This window comes from Ruminococcus sp. 8Y-12, from assembly GCF_058119865.1.
This window is the reverse complement of sequence record NZ_CM176623.1, coordinates 3,077,017-3,099,602: the sequence shown is the minus strand read 5'-3', so window position 1 is coordinate 3,099,602 and position 22,586 is coordinate 3,077,017. Positions and strand designations below refer to the sequence as shown.

Sequence of the window (22,586 nt, the reverse complement as noted above, 5' to 3'; positions counted from 1 at the left end):
ACTTCCTCCTGTCCTGTCCACTCCACCCCAAAGTTGACATACATCACATAGTTATTTTATGCCAAATATCATTCTAGCACACAATTGTCTGATTTTCAACCAAAATCTCAAAAAAGTCGAAAAATTTAAATTATTTCTTTCTGTTTTCTACATAACCGCAGGTTTCATCCATGCACACCAGCTTATTGCCCTTTTCCAGTAAAATATTTCCACATTTGGGACACTTTTGACCGGACGGCTTCTGCCAGGACATAAAATCGCAATCCGGATTGTCCTCACACCCGTAGTACTTTCTTCCTTTTTTCGTTTTACGCAGCACAACCTCCTTGCCGCACTTGGGGCAGGCGACCCCGATCTTTTCCAGATACGGTTTGGTATTCCTGCAGTCCGGAAATCCGGGGCAGGCCAGGAAACGCCCATGTGGACCGTATTTTACCACCATATTGCGTCCGCACTCTTCACAGATGACATCCGTCACCTCATCCTCGATCTTCACCTGCTCGAGCTCTTTCTCAGCAGTCTGCACTGCCTCCTCCAGATCCGGGTAGAAGTTGCGCACCACGGTCTTCCAATTTACGACTCCCTCTTCCACCTTGTCCAGCAAAGACTCCATATTGGCAGTAAAGTTCACATCCACGATGCTGGGAAATGCCTGCTTCATGATATTGTTGACCACTTCTCCCAGTTCCGTGAGATAGAGATTCTTGTTCTCCTTTGCCACATAACGCCTGTTGATGATCGTGGTAATAGTGGGAGCATAGGTACTGGGGCGTCCGATCCCCAGCTCCTCCAGCGTCTTAACCAGCGCAGCCTCCGTATAGTGGGCCGGCGGCTGTGTGAAGTGCTGCTTGCTGTCAAATTCATTCAGGGAGATCTGGGAATCCTTGTCAATTCCCTTGAGCATCAAGTTGTTCTCTGCAATATCGTCCCCCTCCTGCACATAGACTGCCATAAAGCCGTCAAACATAAGCTTGGATGCTGACACCGTAAACCGGTAGCTGCCCGCGCCAATCTTTACAGAGGTAGTTTCATATTTGGCATTTTCCATTCTGCTGGCAACGAACCGTTTCCAAATCAACTGATACAGCCTGTACTGATCTCTGCTCAGAGACTCCTTTATGGATATGGGGGTCCTGGCCACATCAGAGGGCCTGATAGCCTCGTGGGCATCCTGAATCTTCTTACCGCTCTTCTTCTCCTGCTGCAGGCCGGAGACATACTCCTTCCCATACTGCTGCTCCACATATCCCCTGGCAGCTGCATCAGCCTCCTCAGAGATACGCGTTGAGTCTGTTCTCAGATAGGTGATCAGACCAACCGTGCCGTTTCCTTTGATGTCAATTCCTTCGTACAGCTGCTGCGCAATCCGCATGGTTTTTTGTGTGGAAAAGTTCAGCACCTTGGAAGCCTCCTGCTGAAGAGTACTGGTGGTAAAAGGAACCGGAGCCTTTTTCGTCCGTTCTCCCTTTTTCACCTCCGCAACCTGGTAAGAGGCATCCTTTAAATCATCTAATATCTTATCCAGTTCCTCCCTGGAACGAATCGTAACTTTTTTCTTTTCTGTACCATAAAATTTAGCGATCAGGGGCTTCTTCTCCCCCTTCACCGCAAAGCTGGCATCCAGAGTCCAGTATTCCTCCGGGATGAAAGCGTTGATCTCTTCCTCCCTGTCTGCAATAATGCGCAGCGCCACGGACTGCACCCGCCCTGCGCTCAGCCCCCTCTTTACCTTAGCCCACAATAGCGGACTGATGGAGTATCCCACCATGCGGTCCAAGATTCGCCTTGCCTGCTGGGCATCCACCAAATCCATGTCAATACTCCGAGGCTTCTTTAAAGACTCCTTTACCGCATTTTTGGTTATCTCGTTAAAGGTGATCCTGTGGATATTTTTGTCATCCAGCTTGAGAGCTGTGGCCAGGTGCCAGGATATGGCCTCCCCCTCCCGGTCAGGGTCCGTTGCCAGAAAGATTTTATCAGACTTCTTGGCTGACTTTCTCAGGGCTGCAAGAATGTCCCCCTTGCCGCGGATGGTAATATATTTCGGTTCATAGTCATGCTGCAGGTCCACACCCATCTGGCTCTTGGGCAGGTCCCGCACATGTCCGTTGGAAGCTGCAACCTCATAGTTGGCCCCCAAAAACTTCTTTATGGTTTTTACTTTGGTCGGTGATTCTACTATCACTAAATACTTTGCCATGTATATACCCCCATGCATATGCATCAGTTTAATCTTGTATAATAATTTTTCATTGGTTCTTCGATCAGGCCCTTCATTTCTAACGAGGTGAGGACCGCCATAACCTCCTGGGGAGGCAGGCCTGCCTTCGCCGTTAACTCATGAAGGCTTTTGGGTACGAAATCCACACAACTATACAACAAAATTTCTTTCGTTTCAAGTAGAATCTCACTTTTTTTGTTTTTCTTTTTCTTTTTCAGACGCAGATTAAGGCTCTCCAGCAGCTCTTCACAATTCAAAAAAATCCCTGCCCCCTGGCTGATCAGGCGGTTACAGCCCACGCTTAAAGGGTCATCTGTTTTCCCGGGAACCGCAATGACATCCACGCCCTGTTCCAGGGCCAAATCTGCTGTGATCAGGGAGCCGCTGCGCTCTCGAGCCTCCACAACCACCAGGCAGTCCGCCATACCGCTGATCAGACGGTTTCGCATAGGAAAGTGCAAGGCCAGAGGCTCTCTCCCCGGCGGGTATTCTGAAAGTACCCCTCCCTGGGCACAGAGGCTCTCGTACAATTGCCGGTTTCTGGCCGGATAGCAGACATCCACACCGCACCCCAGCACGCCAAAGCTCTGTCCTCCTGCCCTTACGGCCGCCCACTGGGCATAACCGTCAATCCCCATGGCCATTCCGCTGACTATCTGAGCCCCAGCCATGGCTAAGACCTCACCGATGGCCTCAGCCTGATGTTTTCCATAAGAGCTGCACCTGCGTGCCCCCACCACAGCAACCGTGGTTTGATCTTCATCGGGAAGTGCTCCTTTTAGAAAAATACCAAAGGGGAAATCACAGATATTTTTTAGTCTCTTTGGATAATCCGGGTGCTCACAGCTGATAAATCTTATTCCGGCTTTCCCCAGTTCATGAACGCTTTTCTCATAATCAAAGAATCTCCTGCTCCTGAGCAGTGCGGATTTCTGACTCTCATTGAGTCCCCGGCATTCCCAAATCTCCCTCTCAGTCCCTTCAAAGACTGCTTTCGGATTGCCGAACACCTGTATGAGAACTCCCAGATGGGGCCGGTAAATCTCCTTATTTTGGCAGAGCCAAAGCCAATAGGGCTCCATTATATTTTCCATTTTTCTCCTCCTACTGCCAGTATTTTTGCTCCGCCGAGCGGTAGCACACAGCTTCCCCCAGATGATGTGCCTGTATGCGCTCAGAGGCCTCCAGATCCGCAATGGTCCTGGCTACCTTCAGAATCCTGTGGCAGGCTCTTGCACTCATCCCAAACTTCGCGTAAGCGCTCTCCAGCAGCCGGTCCTCATCTAAACCCAAGCTGCAGTATCTGCGAATCCCCTCCGCATCCAGATCCCTGTTGAACTGATACCCTGTTTCCCGATATCTCTCCTGCTGGATTTCCTGCGCCTGTACCACCCTGTCTCGAATCATCCGGGAGGACTCCTCCTTCCCAGTGTTCCGCAGTTCTTTGTATGCGATGGGGGACGCCTCTATGCTGATATCCATGCGGTCTACTAAGGGACGGCTGATCTTGCGCAGATACCGGTGGATCTCCGCCTCCGTACACGTACACCGCAGCAGATCCGGATAGTAGCCGCACTTACACGGGTTCATCGGGACAATGATATTGATACAATGTAACGATGCTCTTTAATTTGCACCCCCTTTGCACCCCCCTAAAAGAGGAAAATGCACCCCCCCTATTTAATATGAAAGAAAGCAGCCAACTCTATTAAAAGTTGACTGCTCTGCATTTTTATACAGTATTCAATTTTTTCTTTAGTTGACGCATCTTTTCCTCAATTGCCTGAATCGTTTTTTCAAATTCTTCGTCAGATTTTCCAGATGGGTCATCCAGTCCCCAGTTCTCTGCATACTGGCTCGGAACATTTGGGCAACTCACATTACAACCCATAAAAATTACCACATCCGGTGATGGGATATCCTCAATCAGTTTATTGTGCTGCGTTTCTTCCATATTAATTCCATACATCTTTTTCATCATTCTGACAGCATCCGGATTAATATGATCCTTCAATTCTGTTCCAGCAGAATAACTCTCGAAAACATCGGATGCCAGTTTCTTTCCAAGTGCTTCTGCTATCTGGCTTCTACATGAATTATGAACGCAAACAAAGGCTACCTTCGGCTTTCCCTCGCATTCTATTTCTGGTTTATAGGAATCAAAATCATAATCAATATCCAAAGTACCATCATCTCCAAAGTAATGAATCGCACCTACTGGGCACTTCTTCTCACAGCCGTGACAGCCGTGTACACATCCCGTTCCATATACAACCTTTGGTTTTCCAATTTCATCATTTGGCTTATATACACCATGCCTGCACATATCATTGCAAGCCATGCACCCTACACACTTATCATAATCAATCTCAGGATACCATCCTTTACTCATTTTCACTTCCTCCGTGAACAAATGAACTTTTTGTCTTATTCGCTATTTTTACTAAAGTCAGCATGACCGGAACTTCAGTCAAGACACCTACTGTTGTTGCCAATGCGGCCGGACTTGTCGTTCCAAATAGCGCAATGGCCACTGCCACAGATAATTCAAAGAAATTAGATGCACCAATCATACCTGCCGGTGCTGCTACATCATGCGGCAATTTCAAAACTTTACCTGCAAAGTATGCGATAAAGAAAATCAGGAATGTCTGAATTGTAAGTGGAATTGCAATCAAAACAATGTGAAGCGGATTGGATAGAATCACTTCGGTCTGTGATGCAAAGATCAGTACCAATGTTAACAGCAGTCCAACTGTGGTCACATTATCAAATTTGTGCAGAAACTTCTGTTCAAAATATTCCTGCCCTTTCTTCTTGATCATATTCATCCTGGTCAGCACACCACCCAAAAGAGGGATCACAACAAAAAGCACAACACTTATAATCAATGTGCTGTAAGGCACCGTGACATTGGATACACCCAAAAGAAATTTGACAATAGGTACAAAGGCAATCAAGATAATCAGATCATTGGTTGCCACCTGTACAACTGTATATGCCGGATTTCCTTTTGTCAGTGTACTCCAAACAAATACCATCGCTGTGCATGGTGCCGCTCCAAGAAGAACTGCTCCTGCCAAATACTGTGTTGCCAGTTCCGGTGTAATAAGCGTTTTGAAAACTACAAACAAGAAGAAACTTGCAATTCCATACATGGTAAACGGCTTAATCAGCCAGTTTACCACCCATGTTACAATCAGTCCTTTTGGATTCTTTCCTACCTGTTTTACACTCTGAAAATCAACTTTCATCATCATTGGATAAATCATAACCCAGATAAGGATAGCAATAGGAATTGAAATTTCGGCAATATTTAATTTATTAAGAAATGATGGGATGGTAGGCAGAAGTTTTCCAATCAGCACACCTGCCACCATACACAAGAACACCCATACTGTCAGATATCGGTTAAAAAAACTAATGTCACTTTTCTGTCTGCTCATATGCCTTAATGCTCCTTTTATTAAAATCCCAGTTTGTGAAGTAATTTCTCTACATCAGCAGTTTTTAGCGTTTTTCCCATAGAAACCACTTTTTCATTTACGACTAAAGCAGGCGTACTCATCACACCATAGCTTACTACTTTTTCCATATCTGTCACATATTCTACTTCCACTGAAATACCCATGTTACTTACTGCTTTCTGTGCATTTTCATACAGTTCATGGCATGATTTACAACCAGAGCCAAGTACCTTCATACAGCAGATTCCATTCTTAGCCTCTTCACAGCAAGCACTGATTCCTTCTGCATTACCACATCCACATCCTTCTGACATATTCTCTGCTTCCATCTCTGGCGCATTTCCGTTACAAGCACACGCTGGTGCTGCCTTTTCCTCTTTCTTTTTTCCAAATAATCCCATGATTCTTTTCCTCCTATAATTTGTTTGAATTTGTTATATAAATAAGAATTGGAAGATATTAAAGCCATATCCTACAATAATTATTCCTAATGTACAGATTGCAATAAAAGTTCCTAACAGTTTCGGCTTCACGGCTTTACGAAGCATAATCATAGACGGAAGCGACAACGTAGTTACTGCCATCATGAATGAAAGCACTGTACCAAGCTGTGCCCCCTTTGCAAGCAATGCTTCTGCAACAGGTATTGTGCCAAAAATATCTGCGTACATAGGAACACCCAAAGCCGTTGCTAAAATAACGCCAAATGGATTATTTGAACCAAGTACCATTTCAATCCATTCTTCCGGTATCCAGTTGTGAATGACTGCGCCAATACCTACTCCGACTAAAATATATGGGAACACTTTTTTAAATGTAGATATCACTTGGTCTTTTGCATAAACCAGTCTATCATGAATAGTAAGTTCATCTGCTTCCAAATCAATGCTTGATGCATTTCTGATAAATTCCTCCACTTGATTTTCCATGTGAAGTTTTTCAATAATTGTTCCACCAATGACAGCTACGAATAGTCCGACTATCACATAGATCACTGCTATCTTCCAGCCAAAAATACTCATAAGAAGAACCAGTGACCCCAAATCCACCATAGGCGAAGATATCAAGAACGAAAAAGTAACTCCTAATGGTAATCCGGCACTTGTAAATCCGATAAATAAGGGGATTGATGAACATGAGCAGAATGGAGTTACTGTTCCAAGCAATGCTCCTATAATATTAGCTCCTACTCCATGAAATCTTCCCATGATTTTTTTACTTCTTTCAGGCGGAAAGAAACTTTGAATATAGGATATAAGATAAATCAAAAAGCATAATAATATCGTAATTTTCACTACATCATAAATAAAGAACTGTATGCTCCCACCTAATCTGCCCGACACATCAAGTCCAGTGGCATCCAAAAGATTTCCTATCAATTCATTCAGCCATTTCATTCCCAGGATCTGATTCTGGATAAATTCTCCTACTGCTTTTAATACTTCCATAATATCCTCCTCGATTCATTTATACATTTATATGTATCTATGTTTAGTCTTATGATATAGGCAATCCGAAGATTGCCCTATATTTTATTCCGTTCTGCAGGAATCACATTTTTTGTAGTTTTTGTAATCTGCTTCACCAATGGAATATCTCTCTACCATTTCACGAAGTGTATTGCTGCCTTCTAAAGAAAGTGAATAGTGCATCCACTTCCCATCCTTACAGCTATCAACAATGCCTGTATCACAAAGTATTTTCATATGGTGTGATAATGTTGGTTGCGTGATACGGAGTTCCTCTAACAAAACACATCCGCATTTTTCTCCACCTTGTAGAAGTTCCAGAATAGCAAGTCTGTTTTCATCTGCTAAGGCTTTTATCAATCTCACATCGTCTTTATAGCTCATTCTTTATCACACTTCCTCTCTTAACTGTAGAAATTATATCACACGCATAGATAGTTGTCAATATTTAGATGTATTATTTTGATTTCCCATTGCGAAATCAGAAAACGGCCAACTGATATTCTCGTTGACCGTCTTTTAATTCCTGTTCTTTCTATATTATACAGTAATTTCGATTCCCCCTCGGAACACTACTGTTACTGTTTTCTCATTCTCTGCCCGGATATGGTCTACCAGTCCGCCCCAAAGTTCCTCTCGAAATTCCGTCTGCTCTCCATCAAGTCCCTGCAGGCTCTTGATGAAGTTCATCAGAATTTCCCTTGTATCGTTCTTCTCCTGGATGGCTGATTCCAGTTCTTCAAACCTCGAATGCTTCTCCCCATAAAGAATCCGGAGTTTCTCTTCTTTCTTTGCGTACTCCTCCTGGTCCTGTGCGACCCTGGCATTTTCTCGGATGAGGTTTTCGATGTGCTCTGCCATCATGATAAGTTCCTGTTCGATGCCGTCACGTTCCAAGGCAAGGCTGCCTGTATCGCATACCGTGTCAATCAGTTCCAGTAAATTGGCTATGGCTTCATCCTTCTCCCCGATTAAGGTGTTCAGTGCCTTAAGGAAGATTTCTTTTATCTGATCTTCCGTAAAGTGTGGACTGCTACATGGCTCGATACCTTTGCCGTACTTCCTGTTGCAGCGGTAAATGACCTTTCGGTACTTATCCCTCGAATGCCATACCTTTGAGCCATACCATCCACCGCAGCATCCGCATTTGATCTTGTTGGAGAAAATGCTCACTCCGCTGTACTTCCCATCCTTATCCCTGCGGGCAATCTCTGCCTGGACAAAATCGAATTGTTCCGGCGGTATGATTGCCTCGTGATGTTCTTCCACATAATACTGTGGGATTTCCCCGTGGTTCTTTTTTCTGGTCTTTTCCAGGAAGTCGGCAGTGTATTCTTTCTGAAGAAGTGCATCCCCTCGGTACTTTTCATTCGTGAGAATGGAGCGAACCGTGCTAATGTGCCACTTATCTCCGCCTGCCGGAGCCTTGATATTCCGTTCTCCCAGTTCCTTCGTGATGGCATAAAAGGAAAGTCCGCTGACAAAAAGTTTATAAATCAGCTTGACGGTGTTTGCCTGTTCCAGGTTGATTTTGAAATCCTTATCATACCCAAGAAAACATTTGAAGCCCACACTGCCTTTGCCATCTGCAAATTGTTTTCTCTTTCCCCAGGTGGTGTTCTCTGAAATGCTCCGGCTCTCTTCCTGTGCAAGGGAACTCATGATGGTAATCATCAACTCGCCCTTGGCATCAAGGGTCCAAATATTCTCCTTCTCAAAATAAATCTCCACGCCCTTTTCACGCAGCTTTCTGACATTGGAAAGGGAATCCACCGTGTTTCGTGCAAATCGGCTGACCGACTTGGTGATGATGAGGTCAATCTTCCTGGCAAGGGCATCCTCAATCATCTGATTAAATCCATCACGGTGCTTGGTGTTCGTTGCGGAAATACCCTCATCAGAGTACATCCCTACGAACTCCCAGTCCTCTCGGCTTTCAATGTAATTCTTATAATATGACATCTGAGCCTCATAGCTGGTTGCCTGTTCCTCGTGATCTGTCGATACACGGGCATATCCGGCAACCCTTCTTTTTCTGACCTCTGCCACGGGTTCAGAATTGAATCTGTTCAACGTGGCCGGTATCGCTCTTACTTTCTTTGCCATGTTTTTACCGTCCCATCTTTAAATATAAAACCCAGTCTATCATCGTAAATCATGACCGACTCTATATGCTGTACTACTTTGCCCTCGAAGTTATCTCCAAGGATATGTTCTGCTGCCTGGAGCAGTTCCGGCTCTGCCAACCGTCTCAACTGGCATCCTGTCCGTGGCTGTGAGCAAGACCAGACTTTCTTGTTGCCCCAGTTGTCACGTTCACATTTTTCTCCGCAGATACCGCATCTTACCTTATTGGTAAAAGCGTTCTGTCCTCTGCTGCCACTGTAGGTTCGGTTGACCTCGCGAGTTCGTCCATTTTCAAAGGCGAACATGATGCAGTCACCGTGAATGGTTATCCGCTTAACTTCCTTTTTGAATTTCTCCTCATCAAGGATTCTGTCTCCCATAACCTTCATAGTTGCATCGATCAGTTCCTGTTCATCAATTGGTCTGCATTCACAAATATCCATGCCTTTTCGTTCCCTGGTGTTGCAGACCCAGCGTTTTTTCTTTCCCGAAGTCCTCCGGCTGAAACCGCATCCGCAGTTGCCGCATTTGACTCTGCCGGAAAAAGGTGTGAGGACTGGATTCTTGTTCGGCATTTCATCGGCTCTCTGCTGCCGGATGACCTGTGCCTGTTCAAAATCTGCTTCTGTGACCAGTGGCTCGTACATCTCTTCAACCAGGTACATTGGCAACTCGCCCTTGTTCTGTTTCCGCACCTTGTTTTCGGTAAAAAAGTTCTTCTGCAGCACCATTGTTCCTGTGTAGGAACGGTTGGAAAGAATCTCCTTCACTGTGGTCTGCTCGATTGGCCGTCCCATCTGCCCGGTAAAACCACATTCTGCAAGAACCTTTGCAATGCTATAAGCAGGTTCTCCGGCAAGGTATCTCTGATAGATTTCTTTTACGACCTCGCCCTGTTCTGAAATAATGCGGAACATCTCGCCATCCCACTCATAACCGTATGGTGCTTTGTGGCCATTTGGGATACCTTTTTCAAACCGCTTTCGGATTCCCCATTTCACATTTTCTGAAATGCTCCGGCTCTCTTCCTGTGCAAAAGATGCCAACAGGGTCAAAAGCAACTCTCCATCATCGGATAGGGAATTGATTTTCTCTCTTTCAAAATAGACCGCAATCCCCAGTTCTTTTAAGTGCCTGGTAGTATTCAGGCAGTCCACGGTATCTCTTGCAAATCGGCTGATGCTCTTAACAATCACCATGTCGATTTTTCCATTTTCGCAATCTGCCAGCAGTCGGTTGAATTCATCACGGTGTATGGTGCTTGTTCCCGTGATGCCCTCATCCGCATAGATTCCGGCAAAACTCCATTCCGGATTTTTCTGAATCAATGAACTGTAGTAACTGACCTGTGCCGAAAGAGAATGATGCAGCATCTCTGTTTCCATTGAAACACGGGCATAGGCTGCGACCCTCAGCTTTGGCTTTATCCTCGGCAGACTCGGTGCGATTTGTGTAATTCTTGGCATAACACCGCCTCCTTTCGCAGTACCATATTCCCGTAATAACCGCACTATAGCAAGTCAATATTGGAGAATAAAGTGCCGATTATAGGTCGGTATTTTGCCCGCATATTTGTATCAAATTGCACGTACTCTTCCCTGGAAATCAGCCCTTTTTCGAGCATCTGCCTGGCAGCACTCATGGTCATCTGATAGACGATTTCTCTTCTTCCTTCTTGTTTCATCATCGTCTGCCACCCCCGAATCTATCCTCGATGTAGCATTCGTGGCTGCAGTATTTTCGATTGGCATTCCCATATGAGGTAAATGGTTTTTTACAGACTGGGCAGATAAAATCATAGTTAGCTTTTCGCTGTACCTTGTCGAGATGGCTGTTCCACCACTTCATCCGGCACTGGTCAGAGCAGAACTTCTTCGGCTTTCTGCCTGGATTCTGCTTGATGGCTTTCCCACAGCATTGGCACTGTGACTCACTGCCAGTAACCGGAACAACTGCTCCGCTTATGTTCTTTCGCTGACAGAAACTCTTTACCGTATTGGTGGATACGCCAAGTATCTGTGCTATTTTCTTATATCCGTTTCCTTCCTCACGAAGGGAAATAATCTGCATCTTCTGTTCATCTGTCATTGGGGTGTCCTCCTTATCGTTGAAGGGTCATTCCTTCTGACAGCTATGTATTTGAAAACAGTAAACCTCCCAATTTGACACAGAAATATTATATAGTTCTTTTAGAACTAGTTATGGTTCTATTGACTTCTGTATGATTTTTATCCTTTCCGATATACTACTTTTAGAATTACAAGTCGTTCTAAAAGGAGGTGTTACGGTGGACACAAAATCCATAGGTGCAAGAATAAAAGCAGCACGAGAAGCAAAAAATTTAACACAGGAAGACCTGGCTGCCATCATCGATTTAAGTACAACTCACATAAGCGTTATTGAACGTGGCATAAAAGCACCAAAACTGGAAACTTTCGTATCCATTGCTAATGCACTGGAGGTATCCGCAGACGCTCTCCTGCTTGATGTTGTAGATCACTCCATAGAGGGTATGGCAAATGATATTTCTTCAAAAATTTTAGCAATGCCGCAGAAAGAACAGCAACGCATATTAAAAGCACTGGATGCACTCATCGAATAATCAGAAAGAAAGGTTGCAAAATACCTTTCTTTTTTTTTGCGTTCGACAAAAAACCTCTTTTTTTCGACATTATGGATATGGTATGGTAGTTCTAAAGGAATTAGTTATCGTTCCATAAATACACGGAGGTATTCAGATGAAAAGATTTAATGATGTACTAAATGTAATTGCCAGACAGAACAACACCACACCCGAAAATATATTAAGGGATATGCAGATAGCCATAGATGCTGGATATAACAATCCCGATCCGGATGTTCAGGCCAAATGGAGTACCATACCGCATAAAGGTGAGCGGCCAACAGCGGAAGAAGTGATTAACCATCTTGCTCTTACACTTTCGAATTCGAGACATAAGGCGAGTTAATCAAGAATAATACTGTAACTGTTCATTGATTTCGATAAGGATGACCATGAAAAAAGCTAAATACATACTATGCACACTGGCATTTCTTTTACTCTGCCAGGGATGCGGAAATAACCATAAGACAGGAACACCGGATGCCGTAAGCAGCATTTCCACCAATCAAGATGTAACTTTGACCATTGTTGCAAACAGAGATAGCATTGATGATCCAGCGGATTTTGCTGACGAACTGCTGACTATGTGCCAAGAGAACACGTTCCAAACCATCAAGATGTCCTATGACAACGGATATCCAACCAGTCTGACCATGCGTGTTTATAATTGGAAAGATGAAATAGAAGGAAATTCTCCACTAATGGTGATTGATTATCAGCCAAGTGACTATACCAAAGGCTATAACATCATCGACAATCCAGAAGAATTTGAATTGACCATAGATGGGGAAGATATAAAAGGGTAAAAAAATAAGGCTCTGCACTACGAAATCAATCGTAATGCAGAGCCTTTATATTACACTCTCTTACAGTAATCCAGGGAAATCCACCCTGCACCACTCTTCAGCTTGCCCCATTTTGACGCACCCTGTCCGGCACTCTCTTCCACAATGGTAAAGGAGCCAATGCCAGTGTAACGTCCGGTCTTAGCATAATTTGTGCCGGGACCACGGCGAATATTAAGGTCGGGAATTGCGACCTTTACCATGTAGGATGATGCCGTTGTAGGAACGGATACCGGATAAATCTGTTTTCCCGCATCATCAAATACAAAATAACCCGGATTCTTATCTGCACAGGTCTTCGCATTTGAAAGATCTTTGAATGCACCAATCTGCCCCTTACTGTCTGCCCATGTCTTACGCACACGATACCATGTGCTATTGGAAGTCGGGGCCTGTGCCGTACCGCCAAGTGCTGCCGTAACCTTTGCCGCCAGATCACCAAGTCTTGCATACAGCCAGTTACCCGGACAGCTTTTATTGGCAAACCACCGATGCACGGTCAATACCATCTCATCAGACTTCGGTGCGTAGTTTAAGGACTTGTTCTTATCCCCAAACCACAAGAGTTTCTTCTTGCCATTTCTCCTGCAAATGTCTGTGCAGAGTTTGATGAGTGTATCATAAACTGTACCGTTCAGCGCATACGGTTCTGTCCTGTCACTGGCACATTCGATTGTGACGGCTCTCTGGTCATTGGCACTGCTTGAAGAACACCAGGAGCGGTTCTTCTCCTCCACGCACAGGGACACTCGTCCGTCTGTGCCGATACCATAATTGCAGCTTGCCTCTCTGCCTGCCGGAAAGCAAGCACAGATGGTCTCTGCGGATAACTGACCGACCACGCAATGAGGTGTGATGCGGTCAATGGAATGGGTTCTCTGCCCGGAATGGTTCGGGCTTAACCCTGTGTAAGATACTAATGGACTGTTTGTATAACTCATAATTATTCTTCCTCCTTTTCTTCTGCTCGATCATGTAACTGTTCCAATACTGCTTTCAGCTTCACTGGGATAGGCAGACCAAGGTGTCCTGCATTTTCCAGAAGGGATACACCCTCATTGGAGATGTAAAAGAAAATGATTGCTGTACGCAGTACACTGCCGGTCCCAACCACCTGGACATCCAGGATGTTCGCAATCCCTACCAAAACGAAAATCAGTACCTTGCGACAGATGCCACGGAAGCCCACCTCGCTCGATAAGGTCTTGTCAGAGATGGCGCACATCACCCCGGTAAGGTAATCTGCCACCACAAAAGCAAGCAGTGCATAGAGCAGGCCATCACAACCGCCCAGGAAATACCCAAGCCAGCCCCCGATGCCTGCAAAGACAAATTGAATTGTGTTCCAGAATTCTTTCATGTAAAATTCCTCTCTTTCTTTGATTTTTGTATGAAAAAAGCGGCCACCCATTATTAGGCAGTCGCTTGATTCCGAATATGAAATTGTTATTGTTCCTGAATGATATAGGTAATCTTCATGGTCTTGTCCGCAGTCTTCGTGACGGGTTCAGACAGGTTGTTGATGGTTGCCAAATAGTTCGCCATCACAAAGAATCCTGCTGTTGACCAGTTTCCACCACTGCAATAAAAAAGCATCGGTTCATTAATAACTGGTGTATAACAGTAATAATTACCACCATTGTAGATGCGACACGTTTCAGAACGCAAAAGTTCATCCGTGGATGCATTTGCAATGTACATATCATAATAATTGCTATTTCCTTGGGAATCCTCATAGTAGATTCTCCCATTGATAGCCATCTGCGGTAATCCAGGAATCGTAGACATTCCAGAACGTTTCAGTTTCGTTACATTCGCTGCATTCCCAATCTCAAACTTATAAACATCATAGGGACTGCTATAATTTTTCAGATAGACAAAACCTTGATGGGCAAAGGCAAATCGCATACCATTCGTAGATATATTTACATCCGTGGTATTGGTCATAGAAAACTGATGCACTGCCCATGTGTTGAAATCAATCTTTGTAACCATGAAGGTTTCATTTGGTTTGATATAATGGGCGCTACTTGTAAACACATAAAGAGCGTTATCTGCGGTATCAAAATTATAAGCAATGTAGTTTGTTGCCAGTGCTGTTCCGATTGATACATCTGTTTCCTCGATCAGTGCCTTTTGGTTATATGGATTTTCCAATACCGACACGCTCTGCAAATAGGCTCTCCGCTTAATAATGCGAACAGTTGTAGCATTATCGATACAGAAGTAATAGGCAATGTCTCGCTCCCGGTCAATAGCAAATAGGCACTGCGTAGTGCCGATGCTCATGCCAGAATACTTGTCTCCAGTCGTTGCCCCTGTGTAATTGGTGTATACATACTGCAGCTGTCCATCATCCACACGAAGGGCAAGGGGATAACTGTTAGTGAACACAGCATCCTCACTGCCATAGGAAGTGAAACCTCCATTCAGATGCGTCAGGCAGACACAGGCAATCGTGCCATTCGCCTGGGAAGTCGCAAAATCATAAACATACTTCATATAACGGTTCTGCAAATTCAGTTCACTCTCCGTCTGGTTGTAGCCACCCCTGTATGTTCCGGTGGTATTATTCTGCAAGCCATAAGTCCCACAGCCGATCAGCTTTGCACTTGCCGGTGGATACAGATTGGCTGCATTCTCTTCAATATTGGTATCAAAGAGCAGGATACCGCCGAGCAGTTTCTGATAATACGGTGCCCAGTTATTCATGGCATTGCTTGGGGATTTCACAAGACCTAACGGCTTGAAAATCTCACGCAGAGCATTGGTCACCATGTTGTGTTCCAGGACGGTCTGCGTTTCTCCGGTATGCACATCCGTCAGTTCTATTTTCATCGTTCCTTTAATCATGAAATCCCTCCTAATTCTGATAGGTTATTTTGAAGTGTGTGATGGTCGCATTATCATGAAGGATAAACTGCAAAATCAGTGTTTTATCCTCATGCAGGCTTTCCCATAACTCCTGTGGGTCCGTATTCAGCCAGTCCGCCAGTGGCATCTCCTCGGAAAAAGACTCACCGTTATCCAGAGAAAACAGTAGTCCCACATCACCGGAATACTGGGCCGTCATAAGGACAATCCCAAGAATAGAAATATGGCTCATGTCCACCACAGATGTGATGGTCTGCGGGTAAGGATATGCCTTGACGGTATCCTTTAACAGTTTCTGCTCTCCTCCGGCTTTCCAAGAATAGATATGTGGATTCGCAATGGAAGTCAGTAGTTCCTTTGACGGCAGCACTTCACATCCATACTTTAAGAACATAGCAGCTGTCAAAGTTTCAATCGGTACAGGCACAAGTGCATCATTTGCAATCGTGTACCAGATATCTTCTGCTTTCATCAGATAGGCAAAAGAAAAATAATCAATGGTTTCATACATGGCATACACCACGTTCCATGTACGTCCTTCCTCATCCAGATGATAAAAACTTATCATTGTCCCACCTCCACTGCCATCTGTAAGAGTCAGAGCCGTTGTAGTATTGTTGCAGATCATATCCGAAGTTCCCGTGTTTCCACTGGTCGGAGTCTGTATCACATTGAGGAACATATCGTTATTGGACAGCAGAAATAACTCAAAAATCAGTCGATTGGCATCAACCCGGTTGTTATAGACCGTATATCCTTCAAAACGGATTTTGAGGAATTGCAGTCCATTTTCTGTTTCTCCTAACTGACGATAGATTTCTGTGGAGCATCCGTCCCTCCGGCAGATACGCAACTGTTCGCCATTTGTGCCAAAACCGAACCAGTGATTGCTTGAGATATACATAGGATTGGCGAGGATGCCATTGAACATAAACCCGTCCAATCCATCGGTTTGATAAGTATTGTCATCACTATATCCGCTATGAATGGATTCCATATTCTCTGTAGTATTTAGGAACGGCAACAGAACTGTCTTTTCTTCTCCGATCTCTGCAATGATAGAAATCTGTGTTAGCCCCACATACTTCACTCCAGCTTCTGCATCTGATGTAAGGTTCAAAATCAGACGGTCGCAGGAAAACGGCTGCTCCGGTTCAAGGTCACATCGGCTTTTCGATACAGCGGGGAATTCCCCGGAAAGCAGTGGTTCTGTCATTTCTTCATCCACATAGACCTCTACCGTTTTTGTGAGATGGATATTTCCTGTCGGCTTATTGACTAACTCAATCCGATATATTTTTAAGGGCTTATCAAACACCCATGTAAACTTGGCATTCGTTACTCCTTCTGCACCTTCCCAATGGGTATCCTCCTTTTCATCAAGGGCGTGGTAAGGGGAATAATCAGCTCCTTCCACCTCATGGATAGAGTTAGCAGAAACTTCGCCCCATGTGCTGTTATCTTCAAAGACAGGCTGCTGCCATTTCTTCCAGATATATTTGCTTTCATCGACTAACACTCTGCCACCTCCTGACTTTCTACTCTTTCAAATGGTGTAGTATCCACAGCAAGGTGCTGCATCTGACCACTGTTGATTTCTTCCTCTGCCGATACATAGGTGTAATCGCAGATCATACGGAAGATGCCTTCTTCTGTGATTTCAATCACTGTCACATCATACTGACCTGGACGTTTCGCATCCATCGTGAATGTCTTGATAACCTCTACTGCGGTCACCCTTTCATTCAATGCATCAAAGGTAAATCCACTGTTCGGAATCGGAACGAAGGTAAACCGTTCGATAATATCCGGCAGAATAATTCTAGGGAATACAACAGCCACTGAATCAGCAAAACTGTTATAGCCAAAGTCTGCGGTATTAAGAGGAATCGGGTCAAAGGAATCCGTCACACTGATGCGACCATTCCAATCTCCGATGCCGGCCACAAGTCCCTGTCCACTGATTGTGGCACGAAGCTGTGTTTCTCCGATACTTGCTCTTCCGCCAGTCATTTTCAGATACATAGAAAAGGTGTTCTCACTGTTAGCTTCAACACTGCTGATGGGAAAGAACAGGGTAAGGATATGCTTTCCATCATGGCAGATATCTGTTGGATAGAAGTTTTCAATTTCCTCTCCGTTTTGCTTATATGTTACCTGCAGGATTGGATGCGTTTTATCTGTGAAACTATAGACAACCGCTTTTTCCACCTGTTCCGTTGTGATACTTCCATCTTCTGTTTGTGACTCCTCCTCATAGGCTGCTGTGCCAGATATCTTTCTCTGTTCCTCATCAGCGGTAATATCAAGCAGAACTTCTGCCAGGAACATGGCACTGGTACTTTCCTTTGCAACAAAGGTAATGGTTAGAACCTCGGTAGGGGAATTGCCGATTTCATAGGGCGAAACATTCACAAAATCATATACAACGGTCTTGTTCTCTTCCACCTGGTTCAACAATCCCGTGATGTTTTTATCATTCTTACTCTTGGCTTCTGCCAGTTTTGGATTCTTTCCCACACATTTCAGTGTGTGCTTTCCGTTGATTTTATAGGTAATGCTCGTAATACAGGACACCTTTGTGGCATCTGCATGACCGCCGGAAAAGGTAAGGCAGTCCATCGGATCAAGAGCCGGATTACCAATGGTGTTACTATCAAAGGGTACATATTCCACCACGGAGATAGCATTCAGGATATTATTGATCAGTCTTGCCCTGGTTGTCTTCAAACCAAACTGTAAAAGCGGATTTACGCCAAGGTTCATGGTCAGCCCATCATCCACAGTCAATGCATAATACTCAGACTCTTCTGTAATTTTATTGGTAGAGGACACGGCCGTATATCTTGTTACAAAATCTGAATAGGTGCTGTCATAGCGATGCACTTGCTTGATTTCTTCTGCCGATGTCTTTCCATACGGAATCAGCACCAGTTTTCCTAGCCTATCGATCTGGCACACACAGCCTAAGACCTGTCCAACATAAAACAAAAGGTCACGGAAGGTTTCGATATCATTATCAGAATAGATACCTAGCGTTTCCTTTCCATTTGGCAGAGCATCAATCTCTGCCTGTGTCTGTCCCATCTCCACTTTGCAAGCGGTGCATATGGTGTAGAGAAAATTATAGGGCGTACCACTGGAAGACTCGATGTTCAAAGGTTTGTCGAACCGCAGCATATAATCATAGGCTTTCAGTTCCAGACATTTGGCAGAGCGGTTTGCTTCGCTGACCTCAAATACTCCCATAGGAATCGTCTCTACCGTTTCATCCGGCAGAACCAAGTGAAAGAATAATCTAATTTCCGCTCCTTCCAGGGTATAACGGTCAATCGCAGACAGCAGTGTGATTCCAAGTTCAGCTGCATACACCGAGCCTAGTTCTATCTCACTGCTGCCACAGGCAGAACGATTGATATAACCGCTGCCTTTCACGATATCTTCGTTTCCAAAGTTATAGGTCACATGGTTCTTGGTCACGATAGAACCCGTCCAGTAATATTTTCTTGCATTGCTTTCGATTGCTGTTAGAAATTCATCCGATACCGGATACATCGTGATCCACCTCCCTAAAATTCATGCAGTGTAAAGGAAACCGTCCACAATCCCTTGTAAGAGGTGTCCTTCTGCAGCTTTGCTTTAAAGCCGTTCACATACATTTCTGTTTCTTTTGTTTCCAGTGTTTCCGTATCAAAATACTGCACTGCCAGCTTATCCTGTTTGGAATAGACTGTCAGTTTTTTCAGCCAGACAGGGGATACCGCAAATTCAACCGAAATCGATACGACTCCCTGTCTGATGACATCCCTCTGCGTTGTGCCTGCCTCCGTTTCCCCGGAGGTGTCTGCTTCTACCGCAGACAGTTCACAGTCATAGTTAGTTGGCAGAGGAAGTGCCTCGCCATTAAGTCTTAAATACTGTATAAAGGCCATGCTTATCTCCCTCCACTTCTTAAATTAGTTCTCTGCTGTGCAGTGACAATTACTTCATCAAGCATTGTGCCACCAAGGTATACCGGAATCACAATATCTCCGCCCTGGTTCGTCATACCGCTGACTGCCTCACGGATAGCACCAACGATGCTTGTTCCGGTATCGGCAGAAAGACTGTCTGCACTACCTGCTCCGGCAAAATCAACAGCCCCTACTTTTGGAGTCAGCATCATATCCGCAGCCACACCGTTCACAGCTTTTTCTACCAGACCACGGCTCTGCTCGATTCCCTTTGCCAATCCTCCCATAAAGTCAGGCATCCAGGATTCATAGTCTGTCAAAGGTCCCTCATCCGGCACGGAAAAGTGCAGGAAGGACTTGATGGTATCTGCCACGTTGCAGACTGCATCCTTGATTTTTCCGATGCAGCTCTTGATACCATTGACGATTCCATTGATGATATCAGCACCCCAGTTAAAGGCTGAGGATGCCAGGTTCTTGATGAAATTCACAGCATTGTCAAATCCGGTCTTGATGGTGTTATAGATTCCAGACACCGTTGTCTTGATTCCATTCCACATAGCACTAAATGCAGTGGACACCGCAGACTTGATACCATTGACCACCGATGTAATCGTGGACTTGATGCCGTTCCATACACTGGTAATCGTAGATTTGATACCGTTGACCACTGTGGTAATGACCGACTTAATAGCATTCCAAATGGTAGTGAATACCGTCTGAATTGCCGTCAGAACTGTTGAAATCACAGTCTTTATGGTATTCCATGCCGTAGTAAGGAATGTCTGGATTGCTGTTACAATCGTTGTGATAAAGGTGGAAATTGCTGTCCACACCGTAGTAATAACCGTCTGGATTGCCGTCAATACTGTGGTAATTACTGTGCAGATTGTGTTCCAAGCTGTCGTGATAAAGGTCTGAATCGCCGTAACCACTGTCGTGACAATCGTGGAAATTGCTGTCCATACTGTCTGGAAGAAGGTCTGAATTGCCGTGAATACCGTTGTGATGGTTGTGGTAATGGCTGTCCATGCTGTTGAAAGGAATGTGCCGATGGCTGTTACCACCGTAGTAAAGACCAGCTTGATTCCTTCCCACAATCCGGTAAAGAATGATACCAGTCCATTCCAGATAGTCGTTGCTGTAGTCACGATAGCCTGCCATGCCGCTGCAAAGAACTCTTTCAGAGCCTCCCACACAGCAACAGCAACCTCTTTGATATTGTTCCAGAGGTCAATCCAGAACTGCCGGAAGTCCTCATTGGTATTCCACAGATAGATAAAGGCAGCTACCAATGCGGCAATCGCTGCTATGATAAGTATAATTGGATTTGCAAGCATCGTAGCATTAAGGGCAGCAAATGCACCTTTTACCACATTGATTACCCCTGCAATCTTTGGAACAACCGTCATGATCGTACCAACTGCCGAGATGACCTTTCCTACAACAATCAAAACGGGACCAAGGGCGGCGGCTAGAAGTGCAACTGTAACGACCACCTTCTTTGTTCCATCATCCATACCGTTAAGCCAGTCCACAAATTTCTGAATCCAACCAACGATCTGTTTGATTGCTGGCATCAGAAGTTCACCAAAAGATATGGCAAGTCCCTCCAAAGCGGATTTTAAGATGGTCAACTGACCCTGGAGGTTATCCAACTGTGTATCTGCCATCTGCTGTGCCGCTCCACCGCTGTCTGCAATGGATGTTTGCAAACCATCCCACGTCTCTCCCGTATTCGCAAGCAAGGAGTTGACTGCTGCAAGATCCGTTTTATTAAAAATAGTAGAGATGATATTGGACTTTTCTGCCGCCGTCATGCCATCCATACTCTTATTTAAATCACCCAGGATGTCATTCATGCTCCGCATATTGCCTTCGGAATCATAGGTCTGAACTCCCAGTTCGTTCATCGTATCTGCGGCCTTGTCCATTGGATTTTGTAATGCAAGGATGATATTACGAAGATGCGTACCACCCTCTGCACCCTTGATACCATTATTGGCAAGAATACCAAGAGCCGTGTTCAGTTCTGCTGTACCACCTTTGACAGATTTGGCTGTTGCACCAATGGTAAGGATACCTTCGCCAAGCTGTGCTACGGAGGTGTTGGTGGTAGATGCAGTCTTTGCCATCTGGTCTACCATTGTTCCGGCTTCACTGACTCCCATACCTAAAGCAGACATGGCATCCGTAACCATATCCGATGCAGAAGCCAACTCAATATCACCGGCCGCTGCCAGGTTCAGAACTGTAGGCAGTGTATCGCACATTTCCTGTGTGTCATATCCGGCAAGTGCCAGGTAATTCAAAGCCTCAGCACACTCACTTGCAGAGAAGGCTGTTTCTGAACCCATCTTTTTTGCAAGTTTCCCAAGCGTGTCCATCGTATTCACAGATTCTCCGTTTACCGTGGACATGGAATCTTTGGTAATTCCCATCGTTGCCTGCACCTGGGACATAGATGATTCAAAGTTCGCTGCTGTGGTTACCGCAGCAGTTCCCAGTGCTGTTACTCCTGCCGTAACCGGAAGAAGTTTTTCTCCAGCACTTGAGATATTATTTCCAACAGTCTTCAGTTTTTCGCCACTGGCTGCAATCTTCTGTACAGCCGTTGCGGACTGGTTGGCCTGTGTCTCCAGTTTTTTCAGGTCATTTTCTGTTTCGATGATTTCACGCTGAAGGGCATCATACTGCTCCTGGGAAATTTCTCCGTTGGCAAGTGCTGCATTGGCCTGTTCTGCTGCCGTTTTCAGAGTGGTCAGCTTGCCCTTGGTTTCTTCCACTGCCTGTCCGAGAAGTTTATGCTTTTGTGCAAGGAGTTCTGTATTGCCGGGGTCCAGTTTCAGAAGTTTCTCCACATCCTTCAGCTGTGCCTGCGTATTCTTGATTTCTCCATTGACACCCTTTAAGGCAGTCTGAAGTTTGGTGGTATCACCGCCAATTTCTATAGTGATACCCTTGATTCTGTTTGCCATCCAAAGCACCTCCTCCCGGCAAATGAACA

The 22,586-nt window shown here is 45.0% G+C and carries 22 protein-coding genes and 1 pseudogene; 3 read left to right on the top strand and 20 right to left on the bottom strand.

Going from position 1 to position 22,586, the window contains the following annotated elements:
• Positions 1-130: 130 nt before the first annotated feature.
• The 13 genes and pseudogenes from topA to AC0THY_RS11855 form a co-directional block, all read right to left on the bottom strand.
• Positions 131-2,200 carry a type I DNA topoisomerase gene (gene topA / locus AC0THY_RS11915; protein ID WP_489990820.1) on the bottom strand — a complete coding sequence of 690 codons (2,070 nt, stop codon included), beginning with the start codon at positions 2,198-2,200 and terminating at the stop codon, positions 131-133.
• Between the two features lie 23 nt (positions 2,201-2,223).
• Positions 2,224-3,315, bottom strand: coding sequence for a DNA-processing protein DprA (gene dprA, locus AC0THY_RS11910; RefSeq protein WP_489990819.1), 1,092 nt, complete (start codon positions 3,313-3,315; stop codon positions 2,224-2,226).
• A 10-nt stretch (positions 3,316-3,325) separates the two neighbouring features.
• Positions 3,326-3,820, bottom strand: coding sequence for a magnesium chelatase subunit ChlI family protein (locus AC0THY_RS11905; protein WP_489994190.1), 495 nt, complete (start codon positions 3,818-3,820; stop codon positions 3,326-3,328).
• Positions 3,821-3,953: 133 nt separating this feature from the next.
• Entirely contained in the window at positions 3,954-4,364 is a 411-nt protein-coding gene (locus AC0THY_RS11900; protein ID WP_489994189.1) for an arsenate reductase ArsC, read from the bottom strand.
• 171 nt (positions 4,365-4,535) lie between these two features.
• A pseudogene (locus AC0THY_RS11895) lies at positions 4,536-4,613 on the bottom strand (4Fe-4S binding protein); the annotation flags it as partial.
• A complete protein-coding gene (gene arsB / locus AC0THY_RS11890) occupies positions 4,606-5,667 on the bottom strand; it encodes an ACR3 family arsenite efflux transporter (RefSeq protein WP_489990818.1) in 1,062 nt (353 codons plus the stop codon). The gene arsB and the pseudogene AC0THY_RS11895, both read right to left, overlap by 8 nt.
• Positions 5,668-5,687: 20 nt before the next feature.
• On the bottom strand, positions 5,688-6,089 hold the full coding sequence (locus tag AC0THY_RS11885; protein ID WP_489990817.1) for a thioredoxin family protein: 402 nt from the start codon (positions 6,087-6,089) through the stop codon (positions 5,688-5,690).
• Positions 6,090-6,122: 33 nt separating this feature from the next.
• Positions 6,123-7,136, bottom strand: coding sequence for a permease (locus AC0THY_RS11880; protein ID WP_489990816.1), 1,014 nt, complete (start codon positions 7,134-7,136; stop codon positions 6,123-6,125).
• A gap of 84 nt (positions 7,137-7,220) precedes the next feature.
• Positions 7,221-7,541, bottom strand: coding sequence for an ArsR/SmtB family transcription factor (locus AC0THY_RS11875; protein WP_489990815.1), 321 nt, complete (start codon positions 7,539-7,541; stop codon positions 7,221-7,223).
• A gap of 156 nt (positions 7,542-7,697) precedes the next feature.
• Entirely contained in the window at positions 7,698-9,263 is a 1,566-nt protein-coding gene (locus tag AC0THY_RS11870; RefSeq protein WP_489990814.1) for a recombinase family protein, read from the bottom strand.
• Positions 9,248-10,750 (bottom strand): recombinase family protein, encoded by a 1,503-nt coding sequence (locus AC0THY_RS11865; RefSeq protein WP_489990813.1) that lies wholly within the window; start codon positions 10,748-10,750, stop codon positions 9,248-9,250. Before AC0THY_RS11865 ends, AC0THY_RS11870 begins: the two co-directional genes overlap by 16 nt.
• Before the next feature lie 44 nt (positions 10,751-10,794).
• Complete coding sequence (locus tag AC0THY_RS11860; protein WP_489990812.1) at positions 10,795-10,971, bottom strand: SHOCT domain-containing protein; 177 nt, start codon at positions 10,969-10,971, stop codon at positions 10,795-10,797.
• A complete protein-coding gene (locus AC0THY_RS11855; RefSeq protein WP_489990811.1) occupies positions 10,968-11,372 on the bottom strand; it encodes a helix-turn-helix domain-containing protein in 405 nt (134 codons plus the stop codon). Before AC0THY_RS11855 ends, AC0THY_RS11860 begins: the two co-directional genes overlap by 4 nt.
• A gap of 199 nt (positions 11,373-11,571) precedes the next feature.
• Between AC0THY_RS11855 and AC0THY_RS11850 the strand changes: the two genes are divergently transcribed.
• From AC0THY_RS11850 to AC0THY_RS11840, 3 genes are all read left to right on the top strand, one after another.
• Complete coding sequence (locus AC0THY_RS11850; protein WP_489990810.1) at positions 11,572-11,886, top strand: helix-turn-helix domain-containing protein; 315 nt, start codon at positions 11,572-11,574, stop codon at positions 11,884-11,886.
• A gap of 136 nt (positions 11,887-12,022) precedes the next feature.
• A complete protein-coding gene (locus AC0THY_RS11845; protein WP_489990809.1) occupies positions 12,023-12,253 on the top strand; it encodes a hypothetical protein in 231 nt (76 codons plus the stop codon).
• A 46-nt stretch (positions 12,254-12,299) separates the two neighbouring features.
• Entirely contained in the window at positions 12,300-12,713 is a 414-nt protein-coding gene (locus AC0THY_RS11840) for a hypothetical protein (RefSeq protein WP_489990808.1), read from the top strand.
• Positions 12,714-12,763: 50 nt separating this feature from the next.
• Here the strand turns inward: AC0THY_RS11840 and AC0THY_RS11835 are convergent, their stop codons facing one another.
• The 7 genes from AC0THY_RS11835 to AC0THY_RS11805 form a co-directional block, all read right to left on the bottom strand.
• The gene (locus tag AC0THY_RS11835) at positions 12,764-13,693 is read right to left on the bottom strand and encodes an N-acetylmuramoyl-L-alanine amidase (RefSeq protein ID WP_489990807.1); all 930 of its coding nucleotides are present in this window, start codon (positions 13,691-13,693) and stop codon (positions 12,764-12,766) included.
• 2 nt (positions 13,694-13,695) lie between these two features.
• Positions 13,696-14,112, bottom strand: a complete 417-nt coding sequence (locus tag AC0THY_RS11830) for a phage holin family protein (RefSeq protein WP_489990806.1) — start codon at positions 14,110-14,112, stop codon at positions 13,696-13,698.
• Positions 14,113-14,198: 86 nt separating this feature from the next.
• A complete protein-coding gene (locus AC0THY_RS11825; RefSeq protein ID WP_489990805.1) occupies positions 14,199-15,605 on the bottom strand; it encodes a hypothetical protein in 1,407 nt (468 codons plus the stop codon).
• Between the two features lie 10 nt (positions 15,606-15,615).
• Positions 15,616-17,145: a hypothetical protein gene (locus tag AC0THY_RS11820; RefSeq protein WP_489990804.1), complete on the bottom strand. Its 1,530-nt coding sequence runs from the start codon at positions 17,143-17,145 to the stop codon at positions 15,616-15,618.
• Positions 17,139-19,181 carry a hypothetical protein gene (locus AC0THY_RS11815; protein WP_489990803.1) on the bottom strand — a complete coding sequence of 681 codons (2,043 nt, stop codon included), beginning with the start codon at positions 19,179-19,181 and terminating at the stop codon, positions 17,139-17,141. The genes AC0THY_RS11820 and AC0THY_RS11815 overlap by 7 nt, the downstream gene beginning before the upstream one ends.
• A gap of 14 nt (positions 19,182-19,195) precedes the next feature.
• Positions 19,196-19,558 (bottom strand): hypothetical protein, encoded by a 363-nt coding sequence (locus tag AC0THY_RS11810; protein WP_489990802.1) that lies wholly within the window; start codon positions 19,556-19,558, stop codon positions 19,196-19,198.
• 2 nt (positions 19,559-19,560) lie between these two features.
• Positions 19,561-22,557 carry a phage tail tape measure protein gene (locus AC0THY_RS11805; RefSeq protein WP_489990801.1) on the bottom strand — a complete coding sequence of 999 codons (2,997 nt, stop codon included), beginning with the start codon at positions 22,555-22,557 and terminating at the stop codon, positions 19,561-19,563.
• Between the last annotated feature and the right edge of the window lie 29 nt (positions 22,558-22,586).

Excerpts from the sequence above, each read along its gene's own strand:
- topA (WP_489990820.1), bottom strand. The coding sequence starts at position 2,200 with ATGGCAAAGTATTTAGTGATAGTAGAATCACCGACCAAAGTAAAAACC.
- dprA (WP_489990819.1), bottom strand. The coding sequence starts at position 3,315 with ATGGAAAATATAATGGAGCCCTATTGGCTTTGGCTCTGCCAAAATAAG.
- arsB (WP_489990818.1), bottom strand. The coding sequence starts at position 5,667 with ATGAGCAGACAGAAAAGTGACATTAGTTTTTTTAACCGATATCTGACA.
- AC0THY_RS11885 (WP_489990817.1), bottom strand. The coding sequence starts at position 6,089 with ATGGGATTATTTGGAAAAAAGAAAGAGGAAAAGGCAGCACCAGCGTGT.
- AC0THY_RS11880 (WP_489990816.1), bottom strand. The coding sequence starts at position 7,136 with ATGGAAGTATTAAAAGCAGTAGGAGAATTTATCCAGAATCAGATCCTG.
- AC0THY_RS11875 (WP_489990815.1), bottom strand. The coding sequence starts at position 7,541 with ATGAGCTATAAAGACGATGTGAGATTGATAAAAGCCTTAGCAGATGAA.
- AC0THY_RS11870 (WP_489990814.1), bottom strand. The coding sequence starts at position 9,263 with ATGGCAAAGAAAGTAAGAGCGATACCGGCCACGTTGAACAGATTCAAT.
- AC0THY_RS11865 (WP_489990813.1), bottom strand. The coding sequence starts at position 10,750 with ATGCCAAGAATTACACAAATCGCACCGAGTCTGCCGAGGATAAAGCCA.
- AC0THY_RS11860 (WP_489990812.1), bottom strand. The coding sequence starts at position 10,971 with ATGATGAAACAAGAAGGAAGAAGAGAAATCGTCTATCAGATGACCATG.
- AC0THY_RS11855 (WP_489990811.1), bottom strand. The coding sequence starts at position 11,372 with ATGACAGATGAACAGAAGATGCAGATTATTTCCCTTCGTGAGGAAGGA.
- AC0THY_RS11845 (WP_489990809.1), top strand. The coding sequence starts at position 12,023 with ATGAAAAGATTTAATGATGTACTAAATGTAATTGCCAGACAGAACAAC.
- AC0THY_RS11840 (WP_489990808.1), top strand. The coding sequence starts at position 12,300 with ATGAAAAAAGCTAAATACATACTATGCACACTGGCATTTCTTTTACTC.
- AC0THY_RS11835 (WP_489990807.1), bottom strand. The coding sequence starts at position 13,693 with ATGAGTTATACAAACAGTCCATTAGTATCTTACACAGGGTTAAGCCCG.
- AC0THY_RS11830 (WP_489990806.1), bottom strand. The coding sequence starts at position 14,112 with ATGAAAGAATTCTGGAACACAATTCAATTTGTCTTTGCAGGCATCGGG.
- AC0THY_RS11825 (WP_489990805.1), bottom strand. The coding sequence starts at position 15,605 with ATGATTAAAGGAACGATGAAAATAGAACTGACGGATGTGCATACCGGA.
- AC0THY_RS11815 (WP_489990803.1), bottom strand. The coding sequence starts at position 19,181 with ATGTATCCGGTATCGGATGAATTTCTAACAGCAATCGAAAGCAATGCA.
- AC0THY_RS11810 (WP_489990802.1), bottom strand. The coding sequence starts at position 19,558 with ATGGCCTTTATACAGTATTTAAGACTTAATGGCGAGGCACTTCCTCTG.
- AC0THY_RS11805 (WP_489990801.1), bottom strand. The coding sequence starts at position 22,557 with ATGGCAAACAGAATCAAGGGTATCACTATAGAAATTGGCGGTGATACC.